Annotated in this window: 19 protein-coding genes; 8 read left to right on the top strand and 11 right to left on the bottom strand. The window is 64.7% G+C overall.

Annotated elements, in window-relative coordinates; all coding sequences use genetic code 11:
* Positions 1-81 precede the first annotated feature (81 nt).
* Both ACODTW_RS20525 and alr read left to right on the top strand, forming a co-directional pair.
* Positions 82-1,590: a replicative DNA helicase gene (locus ACODTW_RS20525; RefSeq protein ID WP_488947941.1), complete on the top strand. Its 1,509-nt coding sequence runs from the start codon at positions 82-84 to the stop codon at positions 1,588-1,590.
* 34 nt (positions 1,591-1,624) lie between these two features.
* Positions 1,625-2,758, top strand: a complete 1,134-nt coding sequence (gene alr / locus ACODTW_RS20520) for an alanine racemase (RefSeq protein ID WP_488947940.1) — start codon at positions 1,625-1,627, stop codon at positions 2,756-2,758.
* 48 nt (positions 2,759-2,806) lie between these two features.
* On the opposite strand, the gene ACODTW_RS20515 is transcribed toward alr, so the two are convergent.
* Positions 2,807-3,706 (bottom strand): hypothetical protein, encoded by a 900-nt coding sequence (locus tag ACODTW_RS20515; protein WP_488947939.1) that lies wholly within the window; start codon positions 3,704-3,706, stop codon positions 2,807-2,809.
* A 226-nt stretch (positions 3,707-3,932) separates the two neighbouring features.
* Between ACODTW_RS20515 and ACODTW_RS20510 the strand changes: the two genes are divergently transcribed.
* Positions 3,933-6,965: an N-6 DNA methylase gene (locus ACODTW_RS20510; protein WP_488947938.1), complete on the top strand. Its 3,033-nt coding sequence runs from the start codon at positions 3,933-3,935 to the stop codon at positions 6,963-6,965.
* Between the two features lie 74 nt (positions 6,966-7,039).
* Here the strand turns inward: ACODTW_RS20510 and ilvC are convergent, their stop codons facing one another.
* The 4 genes from ilvC to miaA all read right to left on the bottom strand — a co-directional run bounded on the left by ilvC (position 7,040) and on the right by miaA (position 11,616).
* Positions 7,040-8,059, bottom strand: coding sequence for a ketol-acid reductoisomerase (ilvC, locus tag ACODTW_RS20505; RefSeq protein ID WP_488947937.1), 1,020 nt, complete (start codon positions 8,057-8,059; stop codon positions 7,040-7,042).
* Positions 8,060-8,179: 120 nt separating this feature from the next.
* Positions 8,180-8,695 (bottom strand): acetolactate synthase small subunit, encoded by a 516-nt coding sequence (gene ilvN / locus ACODTW_RS20500; protein WP_488947936.1) that lies wholly within the window; start codon positions 8,693-8,695, stop codon positions 8,180-8,182.
* Positions 8,696-8,756: 61 nt separating this feature from the next.
* Positions 8,757-10,523, bottom strand: a complete 1,767-nt coding sequence (locus ACODTW_RS20495; RefSeq protein WP_488947935.1) for an acetolactate synthase 3 large subunit — start codon at positions 10,521-10,523, stop codon at positions 8,757-8,759.
* Between the two features lie 100 nt (positions 10,524-10,623).
* Positions 10,624-11,616 carry a tRNA (adenosine(37)-N6)-dimethylallyltransferase MiaA gene (gene miaA, locus ACODTW_RS20490; RefSeq protein ID WP_488947934.1) on the bottom strand — a complete coding sequence of 331 codons (993 nt, stop codon included), beginning with the start codon at positions 11,614-11,616 and terminating at the stop codon, positions 10,624-10,626.
* A gap of 214 nt (positions 11,617-11,830) precedes the next feature.
* Between miaA and ACODTW_RS20485 the strand changes: the two genes are divergently transcribed.
* The gene (locus ACODTW_RS20485) at positions 11,831-12,382 is read left to right on the top strand and encodes a hypothetical protein (RefSeq protein ID WP_488947933.1); all 552 of its coding nucleotides are present in this window, start codon (positions 11,831-11,833) and stop codon (positions 12,380-12,382) included.
* Positions 12,383-12,401: 19 nt separating this feature from the next.
* Here ACODTW_RS20485 and ACODTW_RS20480 read toward each other — a convergent pair whose 3' ends face one another.
* Positions 12,402-13,400, bottom strand: a complete 999-nt coding sequence (locus tag ACODTW_RS20480) for a 50S ribosomal protein L11 methyltransferase (protein WP_488947932.1) — start codon at positions 13,398-13,400, stop codon at positions 12,402-12,404.
* 273 nt (positions 13,401-13,673) lie between these two features.
* Complete coding sequence (locus ACODTW_RS20475; RefSeq protein ID WP_488947931.1) at positions 13,674-13,814, bottom strand: hypothetical protein; 141 nt, start codon at positions 13,812-13,814, stop codon at positions 13,674-13,676.
* Between the two features lie 129 nt (positions 13,815-13,943).
* Here ACODTW_RS20475 and ACODTW_RS20470 point away from each other — a divergent pair, with 129 nt between their 5' ends.
* From ACODTW_RS20470 to ACODTW_RS20455, 4 genes are all read left to right on the top strand, one after another.
* Positions 13,944-14,213, top strand: coding sequence for a type II toxin-antitoxin system Phd/YefM family antitoxin (locus ACODTW_RS20470; protein ID WP_488947930.1), 270 nt, complete (start codon positions 13,944-13,946; stop codon positions 14,211-14,213).
* A 6-nt stretch (positions 14,214-14,219) separates the two neighbouring features.
* Complete coding sequence (locus ACODTW_RS20465; protein ID WP_488947929.1) at positions 14,220-14,657, top strand: growth inhibitor PemK; 438 nt, start codon at positions 14,220-14,222, stop codon at positions 14,655-14,657.
* A 95-nt stretch (positions 14,658-14,752) separates the two neighbouring features.
* Positions 14,753-15,652 carry a phosphoserine phosphatase SerB gene (gene serB / locus ACODTW_RS20460; RefSeq protein WP_488948003.1) on the top strand — a complete coding sequence of 300 codons (900 nt, stop codon included), beginning with the start codon at positions 14,753-14,755 and terminating at the stop codon, positions 15,650-15,652.
* A gap of 53 nt (positions 15,653-15,705) precedes the next feature.
* Positions 15,706-16,341, top strand: a complete 636-nt coding sequence (locus ACODTW_RS20455) for a LysE family translocator (RefSeq protein WP_488947928.1) — start codon at positions 15,706-15,708, stop codon at positions 16,339-16,341.
* A gap of 25 nt (positions 16,342-16,366) precedes the next feature.
* Here ACODTW_RS20455 and fliG read toward each other — a convergent pair whose 3' ends face one another.
* From fliG to ACODTW_RS20435, 4 genes are all read right to left on the bottom strand, one after another.
* Positions 16,367-17,389 (bottom strand): flagellar motor switch protein FliG, encoded by a 1,023-nt coding sequence (fliG, locus tag ACODTW_RS20450; RefSeq protein ID WP_488947927.1) that lies wholly within the window; start codon positions 17,387-17,389, stop codon positions 16,367-16,369.
* Positions 17,390-17,517: 128 nt separating this feature from the next.
* A complete protein-coding gene (locus ACODTW_RS20445) occupies positions 17,518-18,006 on the bottom strand; it encodes a hypothetical protein (RefSeq protein ID WP_488947926.1) in 489 nt (162 codons plus the stop codon).
* A 3-nt stretch (positions 18,007-18,009) separates the two neighbouring features.
* Positions 18,010-18,537 (bottom strand): hypothetical protein, encoded by a 528-nt coding sequence (locus ACODTW_RS20440; RefSeq protein WP_488947925.1) that lies wholly within the window; start codon positions 18,535-18,537, stop codon positions 18,010-18,012.
* Positions 18,538-18,659: 122 nt separating this feature from the next.
* Positions 18,660-19,517: an RT0821/Lpp0805 family surface protein gene (locus ACODTW_RS20435; protein ID WP_488947924.1), complete on the bottom strand. Its 858-nt coding sequence runs from the start codon at positions 19,515-19,517 to the stop codon at positions 18,660-18,662.
* Positions 19,518-19,598 lie beyond the last annotated feature (81 nt).

Here is a 19,598-nt window from a genome sequence, read left to right as displayed (position 1 = left end):
CCCCAATTCATCCCCGGCTTTCACCTCTGCCCCCACGCGATGGCGTAACGCTCTCGCGAGGCGCCTGCTAAACTGCGCGCCATGGATACGAAGCTGATCGACCCGACCGGTTTTTCCGGTGCCGCTGCCCCTGTCGCCTACCGCACTCCGCCCCACAATGAAGAGGCGGAGCAGACGGTGCTGGGCGCCATTCTTGTGAACAACAAGGCCTTTGAAAAGGTTGGCGAATTCCTGCGGCCGGAACATTTCTTCGATCCCGCCAACCAGAAGATCTATCAGGCCATCCTGAAGCTGATCGATCGCGGGCAGGTGGCCAATCCGATTACGCTGAAGGCCTATTTCGAACAGGACCGCGACCTGTCGGAAATCGGCGGGTCGGATTATCTGGCCCGGCTGGCCGCGGCCATCGTCTCTGTCCATAATCTGGAAGATTACGGCCGGGTTATCCACGATGCGTACCTGCGCCGGCAGTTGATCGAAGTCGGCGAGGATATGGTCAACCATGCCTATAAGCATGACCTGGACATCGCCGCCAACGACCAGATCGAAGAGGCGGAAAAGAAGCTGTTCGAACTGGCGGCCACGGGCGACATCAAGGGTGATTTCATCCCCTTCGACCGGGCGCTGACGGCCGCCATCGCCAGCGCGGAAGCTGCCTTCCGCCGCTCCAGCCATGTCACGGGCGTCACCTCGGGCCTGCGCGATCTGGATGGCAAGCTGGGCGGCCTGCATCCCAGCGATCTGCTGATCCTGGCCGGCCGGCCTTCCATGGGTAAGACGGCGCTGGCTACCAACATCGCCTTCAATGCTGCCAAGGCCTATATGCTGTCCGGCGGCAAGGAAGGGGCGCCCGTGGGCTTCTTCTCCCTGGAAATGTCGGCCGAACAGCTGGCCCTGCGTATCCTGGCCGACCAGGCGGAAGTGTCGGGCGACAAGATCCGCCGTGGTGAGATCACCGCCACCGATTTCCCGAAATTCGTGGAGGCCAGCCAGTATCTGGCCCGCGTCCCCTTCTTCGTCGACGATACGCCGGCCCTGTCCATCACGGCGGTGCGCACCCGGGCCCGCCGGCTGAAGCGCACCCATGGGCTGGGTCTGGTCGTGGTCGACTATTTGCAGCTGCTGCGTGGCGGCGGCACGGGTCGCGGCGAACAGAATCGCGTGCAGGAAATTTCCGAGATCACGCGGGGCCTGAAGGCCATCGCCAAGGAACTGGACCTGCCCGTCATCGCCCTGTCGCAGCTGTCGCGCTCGGTCGAAAGCCGCGAGGACAAGCGGCCGCAGCTCTCCGACTTGCGTGAATCCGGCTCGATCGAACAGGACGCCGACGTCGTCATGTTCGTGTTCCGCGAACAATATTACCTGGAACGTGCGGAGCCCGGCCGCCGTCCTGATGAGTCCGAGGACAAATATAACGACCGGTACCAGCAATGGCAGGAACGGTTGGCCCAGGTCCACAACACGGCCGACGTCATCATCGGCAAGCAGCGTCACGGCCCCGTCGGCACGGTCCGTCTTTATTTCGACGGCAACTATACCCGTTTCGGCGATCTCGACACCCAGCATGGCGGCGGCTCCTACGACGAGTAGGCCCGCCCGCCCCGATATGCAGAGCCACCGTAAAGTGACCTCTCCCCTTCCCGACTATGTTCTGAACAGCCCCGATGCGGCCCGCGTCGGGGCCGTGCTGGTCATTGACCTGGCCGCCCTTGTCGCCAACTGGCGCGACATGGCGGCCCGCGCCGGGGGCGCTGAATGCGCCGCGGTGGTAAAGGCCAATGGCTATGGCCTGGGCGATGTCGCCGTGGCCACTTCCCTGTGGAAGGCCGGGGCCCGCACCTTCTTCGTCGCCGATATCGAAGCGGGCGTGCGGGTCCGTACCGCCCTGCCCGATGCGCGTGTCATCGTCCTGCATGGCGTGCCGGCGGGGACAGAGGCGGAAATCGCCGCCATGCGCCTGACCCCGGCCCTCAGCAGCCTGGGCGAAATCACCCGCTGGCGCGATCACGCCCACCGGTTGGGGCGGACCTTGCCCGCGCTTATTCATGTCGATACCGGAATGAACCGGCTGGGCCTAGCCCCGGATGAATTGGAACGGTTGTGCAACGATCATTCATCGCTGCTGCCCGGCCTGGATCTCAATGCCTGGATGAGCCATCTGGCCTGCGCCGATGATCCGCACAACCCCTTTACCGCCACCCAGTTGGCGCGGGTGAAGGCGGCGCTGGCCCGGTTGCCCAAGGCGCCAGTCAGCCTGTCCAATTCGGCCGGCATCTTCCATGGCGCCGATTATCATTTCGATCTGGTCCGGCCCGGCATCGCCCTGTACGGGGCCAACCCCGCGCCCTGGCTGCCCAATCCGATGCGGCCCGTCGTCCGCCTGCTGGCCCGCATCCTTCAGGTGCGTGACGTCGCCCCGCCGGACACGGTGGGCTACGACGCCACGCACAAGATCACCGCGCCCGGCAAGGTGGCGGCGCTGGGCATGGGCTACGCCGATGGCTATCCCTGGTCCTTGGCCGGTAAAGGTCAGGTGATGATCGGCGGCCATGTCGCCCCGCTGATCGGCCGGGTATCGATGGACCTGCTGACGGCCGATGTGACCGGCATTCCCGCCCCCCTGTTACAGGTTGGCGGCTGGGTGGATGTCATCGGCCCGCACCGCGACCTGGATCAGGTCGCACGCGAGGCCGGCACCATCGGCTACGAGGTGCTGACCCGCCTGGGTTCACGCTATCACCGGGTCTATCTGGGGTAGCGGCGGTCTGGTTCAGATGGAAGCACTCTCCTCGTCCGTCATCCCCCCTCACGCGGTCACGGACACGCTCGTTTCCGTGCTGACCATCGCGATGGCGATGGTTTCCGTCTGGGTATAGGTGTAGGTCACCTGCGCGGCCGTCGCCGTTGCCCCGCCCCCATCGGCGCCGGCCGCCGCGGCCCCACCCGGATCCTGCGCCTCCAATGTGCCGTTCAGGCTTTCCAGCGTGTCGCTGGCGGCCGCCAGATCGTCGCGGGACTGTTTCAGCAGTTCCTCCAGCTCCTTCTTCTCCTCCTCGCTCATCCACAGGCCGCTATCCTTGTTGGCTTCGGCCTGGGTCAGCAGGGTGCGGGCGCGGCCCGCCACGTCGCGGACCTCCTGCACATAGGATCGGGCAAAGGCGACGGGGACACCACCGGCCGTCATGCCGGGCTGTGGTTCGATGGGGGTGGCGGGGTCGGGTTTGCCGGCGGCGATGGCAGCGGCGCGTTCGGCCGGGCTGACATCCTTGCCATTGACCAGGCCCTTGGCCTCGTCCGCCAGGGATCGGGTCATGCTGGACGCCTCGCGCGCGATGCGGGCCAGCTTGGAACTGTTGCCCTTGGCGGCGGCCTCCCGCGCTTCGGATTCCAGTTCGCCCATGCGACGCTTGGATTGGTCCAGCTTTTCGGCGGCGGCACGGCGGTCCATCTCCGACCGGGCCTGATTCATATATTTGGAAAGCTCGTCCGCGCGGGCCGCACTTTTGACGGCATCGCTGAAGCCGTTGCTGCTGATGCCGGCGCTCATCAAGCGCTCATAGATTTCCTCGCGCGACCGGCCCTGGCCGGCCTTGCTGGTCTGCTTGAACCGCTCTTCCACCGCCTGATCGACATGGCGGTCGATCGTTTTCTTCAACGCCTGCGCGTTGGTGGCGCCGAAGAGCGAGTTCGCGTTTAGCGAAATCATGGGCTCCCCCCTATGCCGATCCTTTTGATCTGCACGAAGGGTAAGCCACTCGCGCGATACGGGCAAGCACGAAGCGTACCCGTCGCTAGGTTCGCCAATTTGATATGAATCTTAAGGGCACTTCAGGACGGGATTGGGGCGCATCGGCAAGGTATGGTAAGCCTGATTTTGTCGTCGCACAGACGCGACCCCACCTTCACGCCCGTTTCCATGCCTTGGAATGACAATGCCAATCTCTTCGGCAACGCTTGATCTGCTGCGCAATCTCTCCACCCGACCCGGCCATGACGAAGTCAAGGCCGGGTTCCGGCAATTGCTGGTGGATGCATTTGACGTAGACTTGTCTGCCGTCAGCTTCGAGCATCGGTTGCCGGAAATCCGCGGGCGGCTCGACGCGCTGATTGGCCGGACGGTACTGGAGGCAAAAAGCAACCTGGACCAGGAATGGCGGGATGTTGAACGCAGGATGCCCCAATATCTTGCCGACCGGGAACGGGAAGAAGGTGAACGCTATGTCGGGATCGCGTCCGACGGCCTGAAGTGGGTAGCCTGCGAGCAGAAGGATGGCGTCCTGGTCAGGGTGCGTGACATTACACTGAACCCGGACGCGCCGGAGCCATTCCTGGCTTGGCTGGACGGTGCCCTGGCGCTGAAATCCTCGCTGCCTCCCGATCCGCTGACGATCCGCGCGGAATTGGGGCAGGAGTCAGTCGCCTATTACCGCGCGCATCAGGAACTGATGGCACTCTGGCTCCGGCTGGCCCCGCAGCCGGCAGAGGCCCTGAAGCGGCAGCTCTGGGCCCAGTTGCTGAAGCAGGTCTATGGGCGGGAGATTGAATCCGACGGGCTGTGGATACAGCACACCTTTCTGGTGATTGTGGCCAAATGTATCGCGCTGGCCGTCATGCAGCTGCCGGAGGACGATCCAAGGCGCCTGCTGTCCGGTCAGGCCTTCGCCACGGCCGGCATTCAGGGTGCCGTGGAAAGCGACTTTTTCGACTGGGTGGTCGCGCACGAGGATGGCTGCATCCTGGTCCGCCGTATCATGAACCATGTCCGCCGCTTCCGCCTGTCGGAGGTGGAATGCGACGTGCTGAAAGTCCTTTATGAATCGCTGATCGACCGGGAGGAACGGCACGGGCTGGGCGAATATTACACGCCCGACTGGCTGGCCGCCAAGGTCGTGCGCCGGGCGGTTGATCGTCCCCTTGAACAGCGCGTGCTGGACCCCGGCTGTGGGTCCGGGACCTTCCTGTTCCATGCCGTGCGCAACTTCCTGGCGGAGGCGCGCGAAGCCGGGATGGAACCGGGCCGTCAGGCGCAGGAAGCGGCCGCGCATGTGGCGGGCACGGATATCCACCCCGTTGCCGTCATCATCGCGCGCGTCACCTATCTTCTGGCCCTGGCGCCGGCCTTGACCAGCCGGCAGGGCAGCTTCTCCATCCCCGTCTATCTGGGCGATGCGATGCAACTGTCCATTTCCGAATTGATGGGCGGCAAGGAATTGACCATCCGCGTCCCGCCGCCCCCGGCCGGCGATGGGCGCAGCGGTGAGAAGAATGCGGAAGGTCGTGAACAGCTCGACTTTCCCGACACCTTCTGCCGCGACCCCGCCCTGTTCGACAAGGCCATTGAGCGCATGCGGACGGGGTCCGAAGCCGGCATGACCCGCGATCAGATCGAAAAGGCGCTGTATCGCATCACCGAACAGCATTATCGCGCCGATGTCACGGTGGAGCAGGAACACGCAATCCGCGACCTGGGCAAGACCTATGTCACCTTCGACCGGCTGCGCCGTGAAGGCCGCGACACCGTCTGGGCCTATGTGGCCCGCAACCTGTCCCGTCCCCTTGCCTTTTCCGCCGGGGGCGGCTGGGCCCATGTGCTGGTCGGAAATCCGCCCTGGGTTGCCTATCGGCATATGAGTCCCGACCTGCAAAAGCGGTTCAAGGAACTGGCGCAGGGTGAATGGGTCTATGTGGGGGGCAAGTTCGCCACCCAGAACGATCTTTGCGCCCTGTTCGCCGTGCGGGCGGCCCATCTTTATCTGCGCTCCGGTGGGCGCATCGCCCTGGTCATGCCCATGGCCGTGCTGACGCGGGGGCAGTTTGAGGGGTTGCGCAGTGGGTCCTTCCAGTCTGTCCGCATTGCCTGGGACGAGGTCTGGACGATGAGCGACGATGTCACGCCCCTGTTCCCTGTGCCCTCCTGCGCCATTTTCGGGCGGCGGCGCGCGCTGCAATCATCCATGCCCGACACGGTCCGCGCCTATTCCGGCCGGCTGGCCCTGCGCGATGCCCCGGAAGCCATCGCCGACCGCCAATTGACCGTCATCGACAACGCCCGCGCCCAGGCGGTGGCGGAGTTCAAGGGGGGCTCGGTCTATCGCAAGGCGTTCAAGCAGGGGGCCATCCTGGTCCCGCGCATGCTCTGCCTTGTAGAGCGCAAGTCAATGGGCCGACTTGGCAGCAATCTCACGAGCCCCGCCATCATCAGCCGCCGCAGCAGCCAGGAAAAGGAGCCCTGGAAGTCCCTACCCGGTGTGGAAGGAAATGTGGAGGCGGAGTTCCTTCGCCCCGTGCTGCTGGGTGAAAGCATTTTGCCTTGGCGCGTCTGGAAGCCGTTCGAGGGCGTGATCCCCGTCAATGGCGATGGCGCTGTGCTGGACGCAGAAGGCGCCGCCAACCGCGGTTATGGTGCCCTTCACGATTGGCTGCGCAAAGTGGAGAATGTATGGAACGGCAGCCGCCCTTCCCCGATCAGCTTCACCGAGCAGATCGATTACTATGGGAAGCTCTCGGCGCAGTTTCCGCTACCCCCGCTTCGGGTGGTTTATGCAAAGGCGGGCACACTCCCCGCTGCTGCCCTATTGAGGGACAATGCGGCGGTGATTGACCATAAATTGTATTGGTCACCTCCGGCTGAAGAGCTGGAGAGTTTCTACCTTGCGTCCATTTTCAACAGTGAAACTGCACGCGGGCGGGCAGAGAAATATCAATCCAGAGGGCAATTTGGTGCCCGCGATTTTGATAAGGTCTTCTTTAATCTCCCCATTCCCCGCTTTGACGCCGGCATTGCACTCCACCATGATCTGGCCGAAGCCGGCAGGCAGGCGGAGGCCCTGGCCGCCAATGTCGAAATTCCCGAGGGGATGGCGTTCCAGCGGGCGCGCAAGCTGGTCCGCCAGGCGCTGGATGCGGCCGGCATCAATCAGGAGATCGACCGGCTGGTCGCCCGCCTGCTGGGCCCCGCGGATTGATGCCGCCAAAAGCAAACCGCCCGGCGGGTTTCCCCGCCGGGCGGCGCTTACTCTCACCAAGCCTTGGGCAAAGCTCAGTTCTTGGCCTTGTCCACCAGCTTGTTAGCGGAGATCCAGGGCATCATGGCGCGCAGCTTGCCGCCCACTTCCTCGATCTGGTGCTCGGCCTGGCGGCGGCGGGTGGCCTTGAAGGACGGGGTGCCGGCCTTGTTTTCCAGGATCCAGTCGCGGACGAAGCGGCCGGACTGGATGTCTTCCAGCACGCGCTTCATCTCGGCCTTGGTCTCGTCCGTGACGATGCGCGGACCGGTGACATAGTCACCATATTCGGCCGTGTTGGAGATGGAGTAGCGCATGTTGGCGATGCCGCCTTCGTAGATCAGGTCCACGATCAGCTTCACTTCATGCAGGCACTCGAAATAGGCCATCTCCGGAGCGTAGCCGGCTTCCACCAGCGTCTCGAAACCGGCCTGGATCAGGCGGGTCAGGCCGCCGCACAGCACGGCCTGCTCACCGAACAGGTCGGTTTCGCACTCTTCCTTGAAGGTGGTCTCGATGATGCCCGACCGGCCGCCGCCGACGGCGGAAGCATAGGACAGGGCGATGTCGAAGGCATTGCCGGACGCGTTCTGGTGGACGGCCACCAGGCAGGGGACGCCGCCGCCCTTCTTGTACTCGCCGCGCACCGTGTGGCCGGGGCCCTTCGGCGCGATCATGAACACGTCGATATCGGCCTTGGGCTCGATCAGACGGAAATGCACGTTCAGGCCGTGGGCGAAGGCAACGGCGGCGCCGTTCTTCAGGTTCGGGCCGATCTCGTTATTGTACAGGTCGGCCTGCAGCTCGTCCGGCGTCAGGATCATGATGACGTCGGCATAGGCGGCGGCTTCGGCCGGGGTCAGGACCTTGAAGCCGGCGGCCTCGGCCTTGGCGCGGGTGGCGGAACCGGCCTTCAGCGCGATGGTCACGTCCGTCACGCCGCTGTCGCGCAGATTCTGGGCATGGGCGTGACCCTGGCTGCCATAGCCGACAATGGCGACCTTCTTGCCCTTGATCAGGTTCACGTCGGCGTCGCGATCGTAATAGACGCGCATGGGAATGTTCCTTCGTTCTGCTCTGCTGTTGTCGTAACCGGCCCCGGTATGGGGCCGGCGGTCATTGTATGGATCCGTCGGAGCCATACACCGTGGCAGTGTATGGACCAAGCGTATGGATCAGAAGGTCGAGGGGCCACGCGACAGGGCGGCAGCCCCGGTGCGGCTGATATCGACCTCGCCCAGCTGCTCCATCAGATCGATGAAGCGGTCCAGGTCCTCGGCAGTGCCGGTGACCTCGAACACGAAGCTGGAAATGGTGGCATCGACGACGCGGGCCTTGAACACATCGGCGATGCGCAAGGACTCCACCCGCTTCTCCCCCGTGGCGACAACCTTGACCAGCGCCATTTCCCGTTCGATGAACGGGCCGGCAAGCGTCAGGTCCTTCACCTTGTGCACCGGCACCAGCCGGTCCAGCTGCACCTTGATCTGTTCGATGATCATGGGCGTGCCAGAGGTGACGACGGTGATGCGCGACAGATTCTCCGACGCGTTGGTCTCCGCCACCGTCAGGCTTTCGATATTGTAGCCGCGGCCGGAGAACAGGCCGATGACACGCGCCAGCACGCCCGGCTCGTTATCGACGAGCACCGATATCGTGTGGCGGCGGATGTTGCTTGGTTGGGTGGTCACGGGGAAAAGCTCCCAAAAAAATCTTGTCAGGTCGGCGGAAGGGCGAAAGGTCGGTGCCGGGTCAGACCAGCACCATCCCTTCCTCCGGCGTGGCGTCGGACACCCGCTCCTCCGGACCCAGCAGCATTTCATTGTGCGCCTTGCCGCCCGGGATCATGGGGAAGCAGTTTTCCTTCTGGTCGACGCACATATCGACGATGACGGCGCGCGGGGTGGCGATCATCTCGGCGATGACATCGTCCACTTCGCTCACCTTGGTGGCGCGCAGGCCCACGCCGCCAAAGGCATCGGCCAGCTTCACGAAGTCGGGCAGCGCTTCGGAATAGCTTTCCGAATAGCGCGAGCCATGCAGCAGTTCCTGCCACTGCCGGACCATGCCCATCCACTGATTGTTCAGGATGAAGACCTTGACCGGGAGGCGATATTGCAGGGCCGTGGACATTTCCTGAATATTCATCTGGATCGACGCCTCACCGGCCACGTCGATGCAGAGCGCGCCGGGATTGGCGATCTGCGCGCCAATGGCGGCCGGCAGGCCGTAACCCATGGTGCCCAGCCCGCCCGAAGTCAGCCAGCGGTTGGGCTTGTTGAAGGGCAGGAACTGTGCGGCCCACATCTGATGCTGGCCCACTTCGGTGCTGATGAACACATCGTCGCGGCCCTGGATGGCGGCGCGCAGCCGTTCCAGCGCATATTGCGGCTTGATGACCTTGTCCGTCTTCTCATACCGCAGGCAATCCTTGGACCGCCAGACGGCGATCTGGTCCCACCAGACCTTCAGCGCCGCCTGATCGGCCCGCTTGTTGCGCGCCTTCCAGATGCGGATCATGTCTTCCAGGACATAGGCGGCATCGCCGACGATGGGCAAGTCGACCCGGACATTCTTATTGATGTTCGACGGATCGATATCGATATGGATCTTCTTCGATCCGGGGCTGAATTCACTGATCTTGCCGGTGACGCGGTCATCGAAGCGGGCGCCGACGCAGACCATCAGGTCGCAGCCATGCATCGCCAGATTAGCTTCGTAGGTGCCGTGCATGCCCAGCATGCCCAGCCATTGCTGGTCATGCGCGGGATAGGCGCCCAGGCCCATCAGGGTGGTGGTGCAGGGATAGCCGGTCATGCGCACCAGTTGCGTCAGCAACTGGCTGGCCACGGGGCCGGAATTGATGACGCCGCCGCCGACATAGAAGATGGGGCGCTTGGCATTAGCCAGCAGTTCCACCGCCTCCTCCACCTTGTTCAGGTCGGGCTTGATCTGCGGGCGATAGGATTTGGGCTGGCTTTCGCCCGGCGTGCGATAGACGCCGTCGGCGAACTGCACATCCTTGGGGATGTCGATAACGACGGGGCCCGGACGGCCATTCTTGGCCACATAGAACGCCTCGTGCAGCGTACGGGCCAGATTATTGACGTCCTTGACCAGATAATTGTGCTTGGTCGCGGGCCGCGTGATGCCGGTCGTGTCGCATTCCTGGAACGCGTCATTGCCGATCAGGTGCGTGGGCACCTGACCCGTCAGGCAGACGATGGGAATGCTGTCCATCAGCGCATCGACCAGGCCGGTGACGGCATTGGTGGCGCCGGGGCCGGACGTGACCAGCACGACGCCGACCTTGCCGGACGAGCGGGCATAGCCTTCCGCCGCGTGAACGGCGGCCTGTTCGTGGCGAACCAGGATGTGCTTGATCTGGTTCTGCTTGAACAGCGCGTCATAGATGGGTAGTACCGCCCCGCCCGGATAGCCGAAGATCGTGTCGACACCCTGGTCCCGAAGGGCCTTGATGACGATTTCCGCACCGGAGAGGATGGTTCCCGAAGACATGGCAGACGCTTTCAGACAGTTCCAACTGGGTTGAAAAACGCCGCCTCTCGCAGGGGCGAAGGGCGACGTGGCGGCACCCTAGACGGAACCGGAAAGATGGTCAACCCATTTCAGCAATGTTCTTAGTCATGCCTGTCATGATCTGGTCATAAAATTTCGCGAACACCCCTTCAGATGCAAGTTCCGTCGAATCCAACCGCACTGCGGCAGGCATCTGGTTGCGGAACCAGGTCAGTTGCCGCTTGGCATAGTTGCGGGTCAATTGCTGGGCCCTGGTGATGGCCGTTTCCCGATCCAGCGAACCGTCCAGCATGGCGGCAATCTCCGGCACGCCCAGCGCCTTCATGGCCGGCAGGGCGGGATCGAGCCCCTGCGCCATCAGCGCCGCCACCTCCGCCTCCGCCCCCTGATCCAGCATGATCAGGAACCGCCGGTCGCATTGGGCATAAAGCCGGGGGCGCGGCGGTTCCACCACCAGGGTCGTGAAGGACAGGTGTGTGGGCACGTCCGTGGGCGGGTCCGCCTGCCAGTCGCTGATCGACCGGCCCGTGGCCTGGATCACCTCCCAGGCACGGATCAGGCGCTGGCTGTCGGTCGGGTGCAGGCGCGCGGCCGTCACGGGGTCGATTTCGGCCAGACGGGCATGCAGGGCCGGGCTGCCGATCGCCGCCTGAAGGTCCATGGCGGCCTGACGCATATCGGCCGGAATGTCGGGAATGTCGGACAGGCCCTGCATCAGGGAGCGCAGGTAAAGCCCCGTGCCCCCCACCACGATGGGCAGGCGGCCTTCCGCATGCGCCCGGTCGATTTCCGCCAGGGCCAGCTCACGCCAGCGCGCCGCACTCATCCGTACCGACGCGGGCACGACACCATATAGAGTGTGTGGCGCTTCGGCCTCGTCCGCCGCCGACGGGCGGGCGGTGACGACGCGCAGGTCGGCATAGACCTGCATGCTGTCGGCATTGATCACCACCCCACCGGCACGCTTCGCCCAAGACAGCGCCAGCCCGGACTTGCCGGACGCGGTGGGGCCGCCGATGACCAGCACAGGGCGGGGATGGAGGGGGGCCGATGCGGCGTTGTGTGAAATCATGGTGCGGTGTTAGCCCCTGATCCGGGGTTTCGCAAGCGGACGATCGGCCGGACCTGCCCTGCGGCATGGATAGAATCCCGGCTTTACGCCACCCTGCGCGTTGGCTATAGCTACCGCACTTCAAGGGCCCGTTCGCGGCTCGGAAATTTTCCCTGGCGCGGTGTTTTCAACGCGGTCGAGGTGACCAGCGGCATCGCGCAATGGGTATCCCCGAATGGAAAAACCTGTCCTGCGCCCCGATTGCACGCGGTGCGCCGCCTTGTGCTGCATTGCCCTGGCCTTTGACCGATCCGACCGGTTTGCGATCGACAAACCAGCCCAGCAGCCGTGCCCCAATCTGGACACCTGCGGCACCTGTACCATCCACGCGACCCGGGTCGAAGAAGGCTATCAGGGATGCCTGGATTTCGACTGTTTTGGCGCGGGGCAGCGCGTCACGCAGGCCTTTTTCGGCGGCCGTAGCTGGGCCGATGATCCGTCGCTGATCGCGCCCATGTCGCAGGCCTTCGTCATCGCGCTGCAGGCCCATGACTGCTTGATCCTGCTGGATCAGGCAGAAAAGCTGGACCTTGCCCCGACAGATCGGCACAGGGCGCAACAGTTGGGCGCCGCCGTCGCCGCCGCCGGCGTTTCGGCGGAATTGCTTCAACCCCTGCGGCAGGAAACGCTGGCCTTTTTGCAGACGCTTCGCGTCTATGTCGAGAAGGACCACCAGAAGCGTGGTCACAGGTCACATCCCCAGCCCACCGACAGTGGGCCCGGATAACACGGGTGTCGACCCGGACCTATTCCAGCCAGATTTCAAGGTCATCGTCGCGCAGACGGCCGCTGATGTCATATTCGCCGGGTAGCGCGGATCGCTGGCTCTGTTCCAGGCCGATGCAGTTGACCGCCCAGCAGGAAGTCTGCATCCACCCTGGCCGGTTCTCATAGATCGAACCGGGGGCGCCGCTGTCATCGAAGGTGATGCGCAGCCATTGCATCAGACAGTTGGCCTCGCCTTCCCCCTTGCGGACCCGCACACGGGCGGTCGGCCCCGGCCATCTGGACGCGTCCGCCAGATCGAAGTCGAACAGCACAGCCGTGTCGGAGCGGAGTTCCAACCCGTCCTGGGGCAGGGTCAACAGCCGTTCGCGCCGGATGGCGGGGTCGAAGGCAGACAGGTCGAAACCGGACACGTCCCGCAGCGACCCTTCCACCCGGCGCGGATGCCAGCCCAACGCGACGATGGCCGCCACCCGACCGGGGATGACCCGGCCACCGGGGGTCAGAAGCCTGGACATGACGTCGCGATAGACGGGCAGCAATTTCTGCCCCAGCACCTTGTTGCTGATGATCTCCGACACGACGACATCCGCCGGGCGCGGCAAATCGTGCGTCAGCAACAAGGCATCGGAATGTTTCCCCACCACCCTGACGACATCATCCAGGGCATTGGCACGCACGACCCGGCGGGCCAGGGCGGCCGTCATCGGATTCATCTCGACAGCCGTCACCAGCCCGGCACCGGCCCGGGCCGCCATCATCGCCAGAAGGCCGGACCCCGTGCCGATATCCAGGACATGGTCACCGGGACGCACCGCCCGACGCAGTGCCGCGTCATAGGCATCGTTACGGGCGTGATCGCGCAGCAGCGCGCCATGGAACGGCGGCACCGTACCCGACAGGGCGGTGCGGACCCATCCGGCCTCTCGCCCGCCGATGGCCGGGTCGGACAGGATGGACATGCCCTTGTCCAACGCTTCTTCCACACGCCCCTTGTCTGACAGGAAGCGGACAAGCATCGCTTGCTGCCTGCGCGAAAGCGTCTCTGCCGAATCCACCATTTCAGGCTGCCCCATTCCGCCGGATCGCCGACCCAGATTTCCAAGGCGCAGTGGAGCCGCCGACGACATTGGCGGGGTAGAGATTTGACGGGTCCGGGGTGGCGGAGAGTTGGCTCATGAACGGGTGTTAGCCCCTGATCCGGGGTTTCGCAAGTGGACGATCAGCCGAACTCCGCCAGAAAGGTGCGGGCGGTGATGACCCTTGTGCGACCGTAGTGGGTCTCGACGAAATCACGGCTGTTGCCAGTAGGGCCGCCCGACAAGGAGAACTTTCTTATCCAAAATGGATTTTAAACGGGCGGACGCAGCAGCGCGCGTTTCCCGCCTTGCATCTGCGTCTTTACCGGCCTCCCGGGCAAGGATGATAGCCATGACGACATCTCCATTTCCATGCAGGGTATATTATTTCGGTTCCGAGTTTGCGCAAAGCAGACGATGTCCCTGGACTTGGACCCAAGGGGCGCTACAATTCCGCAAGATACGGAATTTACGGAGAGCCCCATGGTTGCCGTCACCGCCACCGAGTTTGCCAAGAATTTCGGCCGGTACAAGGAAGAGGCGCAGCGGGAGCCGGTCGCCATCACCAGCCATGGCCGCACCAGCGGCTATTTCATGTCGGCCCCAGCCTTTGACGAATATCAGCGGCTGAAGGCACAGGCCGCCCGCAAGGCCTACCTTATCGAGGAACTGCCGGACGAGATCGTGGACGCCATCGGACAGGCCCAGATGGACCCGGCCCATGCCCATCTTGACCGTTTGCTGGACGAGTAAGGCCGGATGGCGCTGCCCAAGCCGGAGAACGGTCTTGTCATCTGTTATTCCTATCTGTGGCGGCACGAGGCGGTCACGGGATTAACGGAGGGGCGCAAGAACCGGCCCGCTGCCATACTGCTTTGCGTGCAGCCACAGGGAAGTTCCGCCCCCCAGGTGACGGTCGCCCCCATCACGCATCGGCCACCAGCCGATCCGGACATTTGTGTCGAGATACCCGCCGCCGTTAAGGCACATCTGGGGTTGGACGGCGAAAAATCCTGGGTCGTGCTGACCGACCTGAATGTATTCAATTGGCCGGGTTTCGATCTTCATCCAATACCGGGCGATCCGGGGCGTTTCGCCTATGGTCACCTTCCGCCGGGCTTCTACCGCCGGCTGATTGAACGGTTCCTGCAATTGCGGCAGGAACGGAAGGTCCGTATCCAACCCCGCGTCGATTGAGCATCCCCGCCCCCCGCCGCACCCCATTGCGCTCCGCTCCCGCAGCGGCGATAAGGGCGGCAATCGACCACCGCTTTGGACGGGAACTCCCCATGCTGCGCCAAGTCCTGACCCTGATCGCCAATCCGGCGGCCCCCGCCCTGGATGATGCCATCGCCAAGACGGCACGCACGGCGCTGGCCGATCTGGGGGCGGAGACGGCGCCGGCCGACTGGCTGGCCCGGGGCATCGCCGCCGATATCGGCTTCAATGGCTTGAACGATGATCAGGCGCAGGCGGCCGTGGCCAAGGCGCTGGCGGGGCTGCCCGTGGATATCGTAGCGCAAGGGGTGGAGGGGCGGCGCAAGTCGGTGCTGGTCGCCGACATGGAATCCACCATCATCCAGCAGGAAATGCTGGACGAGTTGGGCGACCTGATCGGCGCGCGGGAGCGGATCGCCGCCATCACCCACCGCGCCATGAATGGCGAGATCGACTTCAAGGGCGCGCTGCGCGAGCGAGTGTCGCTGCTGGCCGGGCTGGAAGCATCGGTTTTGACCGACATGATCGGCCGCATCACCTATATGCCCGGTGCCGCCACCCTGATCGCCACCCTGAAGAAGCATGGCGTCTATTGCGCGCTGGTGTCGGGCGGGTTCAAGACCTTCACCGCCCATGTCCGCGGCACCCTGGGCTTTGACGAGGATCAGGCCAACGACCTGACCGTGGCCGGCGGCAAGCTGGACGGCACGGTGCATGAGCCGATCCTGGACAAGGATGCCAAATATCAGGCCCTGATCCGCATCGCGGCGGCCAAGCGCGTGCCGGTCGCGTCCAGCATTACCGTCGGCGACGGGGCCAATGACCTGCCCATGCTGCTGGCGGCCGGCATCGGTGTCGCCTATCATGCCAAGCCCAGCGTCGCGGCCCAGGCCCGCGCCCGCATCGACAATGGCGACCTGACCGCCCTGCTCTATATCCAGGGATACAGGGCTGACGAAATCGTGGTGGTGTAATGCCGTCACCAGCCGCAGCATGGGGGCGTCATCCATGATGGAGCGCCGTCCCCATGCCCGCCTTCCCCATTGAGACCCTGCTTCTGTTCATGGCTGCCGCTCTGGCGCTGAACCTGACCCCAGGCCCCGACATGCTGTTCTGTCTGGGCAGCGGGGCGCATCGCGGGCCGAAGGCAGGGGTGGCGGCGTCGCTGGGGGTGGCGGCCGGGGCCATGGTCCATACGGCGGCCGCCGCCTTCGGACTGGCGGGGCTGCTGATGGCATCGCCGCTGCTGTTCGAGATCGTGCGCTGGACGGGCGCCGCCTATCTGGTCTGGCTGGCCTGGAACACCTATCGCGCCGCCCCACCCGTGGCCGATGGCACGGCGGTGACGCAGAATGACATCACCCGCATCTTCCTGCGCGGCGCCGTCACCAATATCCTGAACCCCAAGGTCGCCATCTTCTTCCTGGCCTTCCTGCCGCAATTCATCGATCCGGCGCGGGGGTCGGTGGTGGTGCAGGCCCTGGTGCTGGGCACGATGATGAACATTTCCGGCACCATCGTGAATGGGCTGGTCGGCGCCGGGGCCGGGGGCTTGGGCCGCACCTTGGCCCGCAATCCGGCCGCCGCCAGGGTGCTGAACTACGCGTCGGGTACCGTGTTCCTGGGGCTGGCCGTCCGCCTGGGGCTGATGAGCCGGGCGTGAGGAAAAGCAGCGGGGATGCGGCCGGTCAGTAGACCAGCTCGTCCTCGCCCTTGCCGCTGGCGATGACGATTTCGCCGCGGGCGGCCATGTCCTTGGTCAGCTGCACCATGTACATCTGCGCCTCGTCCACATCGCGCAGGCGGACGGGGCCCATCGCACCCATGTCTTCGCGCATGATCTTGGCCGCACGTTCGGACATGTTGGTGAAGAACATGTCCTTCAGCGTGTCCGATGCCCCCTTCAGGGCCGTGGCCAGCTTCTGCTTGTCGACATTGCGCAGCAGGGTCTGGATGCCGCTGGGATCCAGCTTGGACAGATCCTCGAACGTGAACATCAGGGCGCGGATGCGCTCGGCGCTGTCGCGGTTGCGTTCTTCCAGGGCCGCGATGAAACGGCTTTCGGTATTGCGGTCGAAGCTGTTGAAGATTTCCGCCATCATCTCGTGCGCGTCGCGGCGGTTGGTGCGGGCCAGGTTCGACATGAATTCGGTGCGCAGCGTGCGCTCGATATCGTCGATAACCTCCTTCTGCACCGCCTCCATGCGCAGCATGCGCATGATGACTTCCATGGCGAAGCTTTCGGGCAGAAGCTGCAGCACGCGGCCGGCATGGTCGCCCTTGATCTTGGACATGATCACGGCGACGGTCTGCGGATATTCGTTCTTCAGATAGTTGGCCAGCACCTGCTCGTTCACATTGGTCAGCTTGTCCCACATGGTGCGACCGGCGGGACCACGGATTTCCTCCATGATCTGGTCGACCTTGTCCTTGGGCAGGACCTTGGTCAGCAGGCGTTCGGTGCTGTCGAACGAACCGACCAGAGAGCCGGTGGAACTGATCTGCTCGGCAAATTCCACGAACAGGCGTTCAACCAGATTGGAACTGACCGAGCCCAGATTGGCCATGGTCTGGGACAGTTCCTTGATCTCGTCATCGCCCATCAGGGAGAACAGCTTGGAGGCGATTTCCTCCCCCAGCGCAAGCATCAGGATCGCGGCCTTTTCAGGACCGGTCAGACCGCGATAATCCTCACGAACGCGCATCGCCATGGCGACAACTCCCAACCTGCGGCAACCGGCCAGTTGGGGCCGGACAGGACACTGCGCGCGAATCTAGCACAGCACGGACTCCAGGTGAATCCGTCAAAAGCAGCAGGCACCGGATGATTTTGGCAGGGTCAGGGTCCGCCTGCCCGCTCCCGCCGCGTCTTTTCCCACTGGATTTCATCATCACCGGGCACAATCGGGGAACCGGGCAGTTCCTCCTTCATGCCGGGACAGTCGCGATCCCCGTCGCTGGCGCGGCCCGCCAGATAGCCGACGGTGGAGCCCACGCCGGCACCGGCCGCGGCCTTGCCCGCCTTGGTCAGGCCGCTGTCATCCTTGTCGCTGGCAAACAGCCCGGCCACAATGCCCAGCGCCGCCCCCAGCCATGTCCCCGTTTCGGCGCCTGACCGGCTGCGCCCCGTGCAGGGCGGCGGCAGGGCGGCGCGGGCCCGTTCATCCGCATCATCGATCGACACGGCCTGACCCGGCAGCGGCTCCCCCGCGGGCAGCGGCTTGAAGGTATTGGCTGGCGCGGCGGGGGCCGGCGACGCCTCCTGTGCCATGGCCGGCGTCAGGACCAGCAGCGCCGACAGCAGCCCCGGAACCAGTGCCTTACGCATCGATCAGCGCCGCCCGTCCCAGAACTGCGTCGGCGCCGACACCGACGGGACACCCGCGATGTTCCCGCCATAAAGATGGCGCAGGAAACTTTCATTATAGTTCAGGCGCGGGGTGGCCGCGGTATAGCCGTAGGGCGTGTAATAGCTGCGGTTGTTGGAAAAGAACGGCTCGGCGTCATAGCCGATCTGGCCGTCGCCCAGAAGCTGGTTGGAACGGCGGGCGCCATAACCGTCGGCGAAGACCGGCAGATTGCCACCGCTGACCGACATGCTGAAGCCGGTGGCGGGGGCACCGCCACCGCTCTCGATCCCGCCAGCAAGCGCCAGGGCCGCCGCCGCGGCATTGTCGCCGGGGCGGGCATAGGACTGGGCCGCCGCGCGTTCGCCGGGGGTCAGGTCGCGGGTGATGGGCTTGAAACCATTGACCGGCTTGCCGGAATCCGCCGCCAGGACCGGCGTCGCCAGCAGGGGCGCGGCCAGCAACAGGGCCAGACCGGCCGAACGGGTGCGGCGGGCGTTCACTTCGCGCATCAGGTCATCTCCACTACCGGCGGCCATGCCGCATACAGGCAGGATCGGGCCACCATCGGTGCCCGTGTCATCCCTGCTAAGGTCGTGCCTGGCAACCCGCCCGTCAAGACCCCAGATGGATATCAACGCACAATCTCCCAACTGCCGTCCGGCTGACGGCAGGCCGTGCCGTAGACGGACTGGGTGCGGCCGCCGATCTCTGCCACGCTGTTATATTCCCGGCAGTAACGGCCTTCCTCTGCCTCCCAGGTGCGGGTGGGGGTCAGGCTGTAGCGGGCGCCGATATCGGGATTGTCCCAGACCACGGCCTGGCCCGTGGGTGCGCGTTCGAAGGTCTGCACGACGCAGCCGTGATCCGCGTAGGATTGCGGGCCGGACAGGCTGCTGCCGATGGCCGCGCCGATCAGGACACCGCCCAGCGTGGCCGCCACCTGGCCGCGCCCGTCGCCGATGGTGGAACCCGCCAGACCACCCGCCACGGCGCCCAGCAGGGTTCCGGCGTTGCTGCCCACCATCCGGCGGTCGCAGCGACCGCGGTCGATCCCGACATCCAGGGCATAGAAATCCGGCAGGCGGCGCCAGCGGTCGCCATAATGGCCATGCCAATATTGGGGCTGCACAACGTGGTAATGCACCACCGGCGGCGGGGCCGGCCGGTAATAGACCGGGGGCGGCGGGGCCGGCCGATAATAGATCGGAGGGGGCGGGCGGTAATAGATCGGCGGCGGCGGCGGCGGGCCCGGGCGATAGTGATCATGATGATGGAAGTCGCGACCCCGGTCGCGGTCATTCCAGTCGCGCCCCCGGTCCTCATGGCCATGACGGTCACCATCACGGTCCCGGCCGCGCCCGCCGCGATCATCCTCACGGTGCTGATGCCGATCACCATCACGATCGCCCCAGTCGGCCAGGGCAGCCCCGGTGGTGGTCAGGGCCAGAAGGGCCGCCGTGGCGGCCGCGAGCGGCAGGTGATTGCGCATGATCTCATCATATCCGGTCTTCGGGCCCGTAAGCCCGCTACCCTTGCACGCTGGGCGCCGATCGCGGCCGGATTGGGGCGG

The organism is Niveispirillum sp. FG148 (assembly GCF_057809655.1).
Note: the sequence above shows the minus strand (reverse complement) of the source record. Positions and strands in the feature narration are given on the sequence as shown.

What these genes read in the sequence shown, in the direction of transcription:
- ACODTW_RS20455 (WP_488947928.1), top strand. Translation starts at nt 15,706, where the DNA reads ATGCCCGCCTTCCCCATTGAGACCCTGCTTCTGTTCATGGCTGCCGCT.
- fliG (WP_488947927.1), bottom strand. Translation starts at nt 17,389, where the DNA reads ATGGCGATGCGCGTTCGTGAGGATTATCGCGGTCTGACCGGTCCTGAA.
- ACODTW_RS20475 (WP_488947931.1), bottom strand. Translation starts at nt 13,814, where the DNA reads ATGGCTATCATCCTTGCCCGGGAGGCCGGTAAAGACGCAGATGCAAGG.
- ACODTW_RS20485 (WP_488947933.1), top strand. Translation starts at nt 11,831, where the DNA reads ATGGAAAAACCTGTCCTGCGCCCCGATTGCACGCGGTGCGCCGCCTTG.
- ACODTW_RS20440 (WP_488947925.1), bottom strand. Translation starts at nt 18,537, where the DNA reads ATGCGCGAAGTGAACGCCCGCCGCACCCGTTCGGCCGGTCTGGCCCTG.
- ACODTW_RS20525 (WP_488947941.1), top strand. Translation starts at nt 82, where the DNA reads ATGGATACGAAGCTGATCGACCCGACCGGTTTTTCCGGTGCCGCTGCC.
- ACODTW_RS20495 (WP_488947935.1), bottom strand. Translation starts at nt 10,523, where the DNA reads ATGTCTTCGGGAACCATCCTCTCCGGTGCGGAAATCGTCATCAAGGCC.
- ACODTW_RS20515 (WP_488947939.1), bottom strand. Translation starts at nt 3,706, where the DNA reads ATGATTTCGCTAAACGCGAACTCGCTCTTCGGCGCCACCAACGCGCAG.
- ACODTW_RS20480 (WP_488947932.1), bottom strand. Translation starts at nt 13,400, where the DNA reads ATGCTTGTCCGCTTCCTGTCAGACAAGGGGCGTGTGGAAGAAGCGTTG.
- miaA (WP_488947934.1), bottom strand. Translation starts at nt 11,616, where the DNA reads ATGATTTCACACAACGCCGCATCGGCCCCCCTCCATCCCCGCCCTGTG.
- ACODTW_RS20445 (WP_488947926.1), bottom strand. Translation starts at nt 18,006, where the DNA reads ATGCGTAAGGCACTGGTTCCGGGGCTGCTGTCGGCGCTGCTGGTCCTG.
- ACODTW_RS20435 (WP_488947924.1), bottom strand. Translation starts at nt 19,517, where the DNA reads ATGCGCAATCACCTGCCGCTCGCGGCCGCCACGGCGGCCCTTCTGGCC.
- ACODTW_RS20465 (WP_488947929.1), top strand. Translation starts at nt 14,220, where the DNA reads ATGGCGCTGCCCAAGCCGGAGAACGGTCTTGTCATCTGTTATTCCTAT.
- ilvC (WP_488947937.1), bottom strand. Translation starts at nt 8,059, where the DNA reads ATGCGCGTCTATTACGATCGCGACGCCGACGTGAACCTGATCAAGGGC.
- ACODTW_RS20510 (WP_488947938.1), top strand. Translation starts at nt 3,933, where the DNA reads ATGCCAATCTCTTCGGCAACGCTTGATCTGCTGCGCAATCTCTCCACC.
- ACODTW_RS20470 (WP_488947930.1), top strand. Translation starts at nt 13,944, where the DNA reads ATGGTTGCCGTCACCGCCACCGAGTTTGCCAAGAATTTCGGCCGGTAC.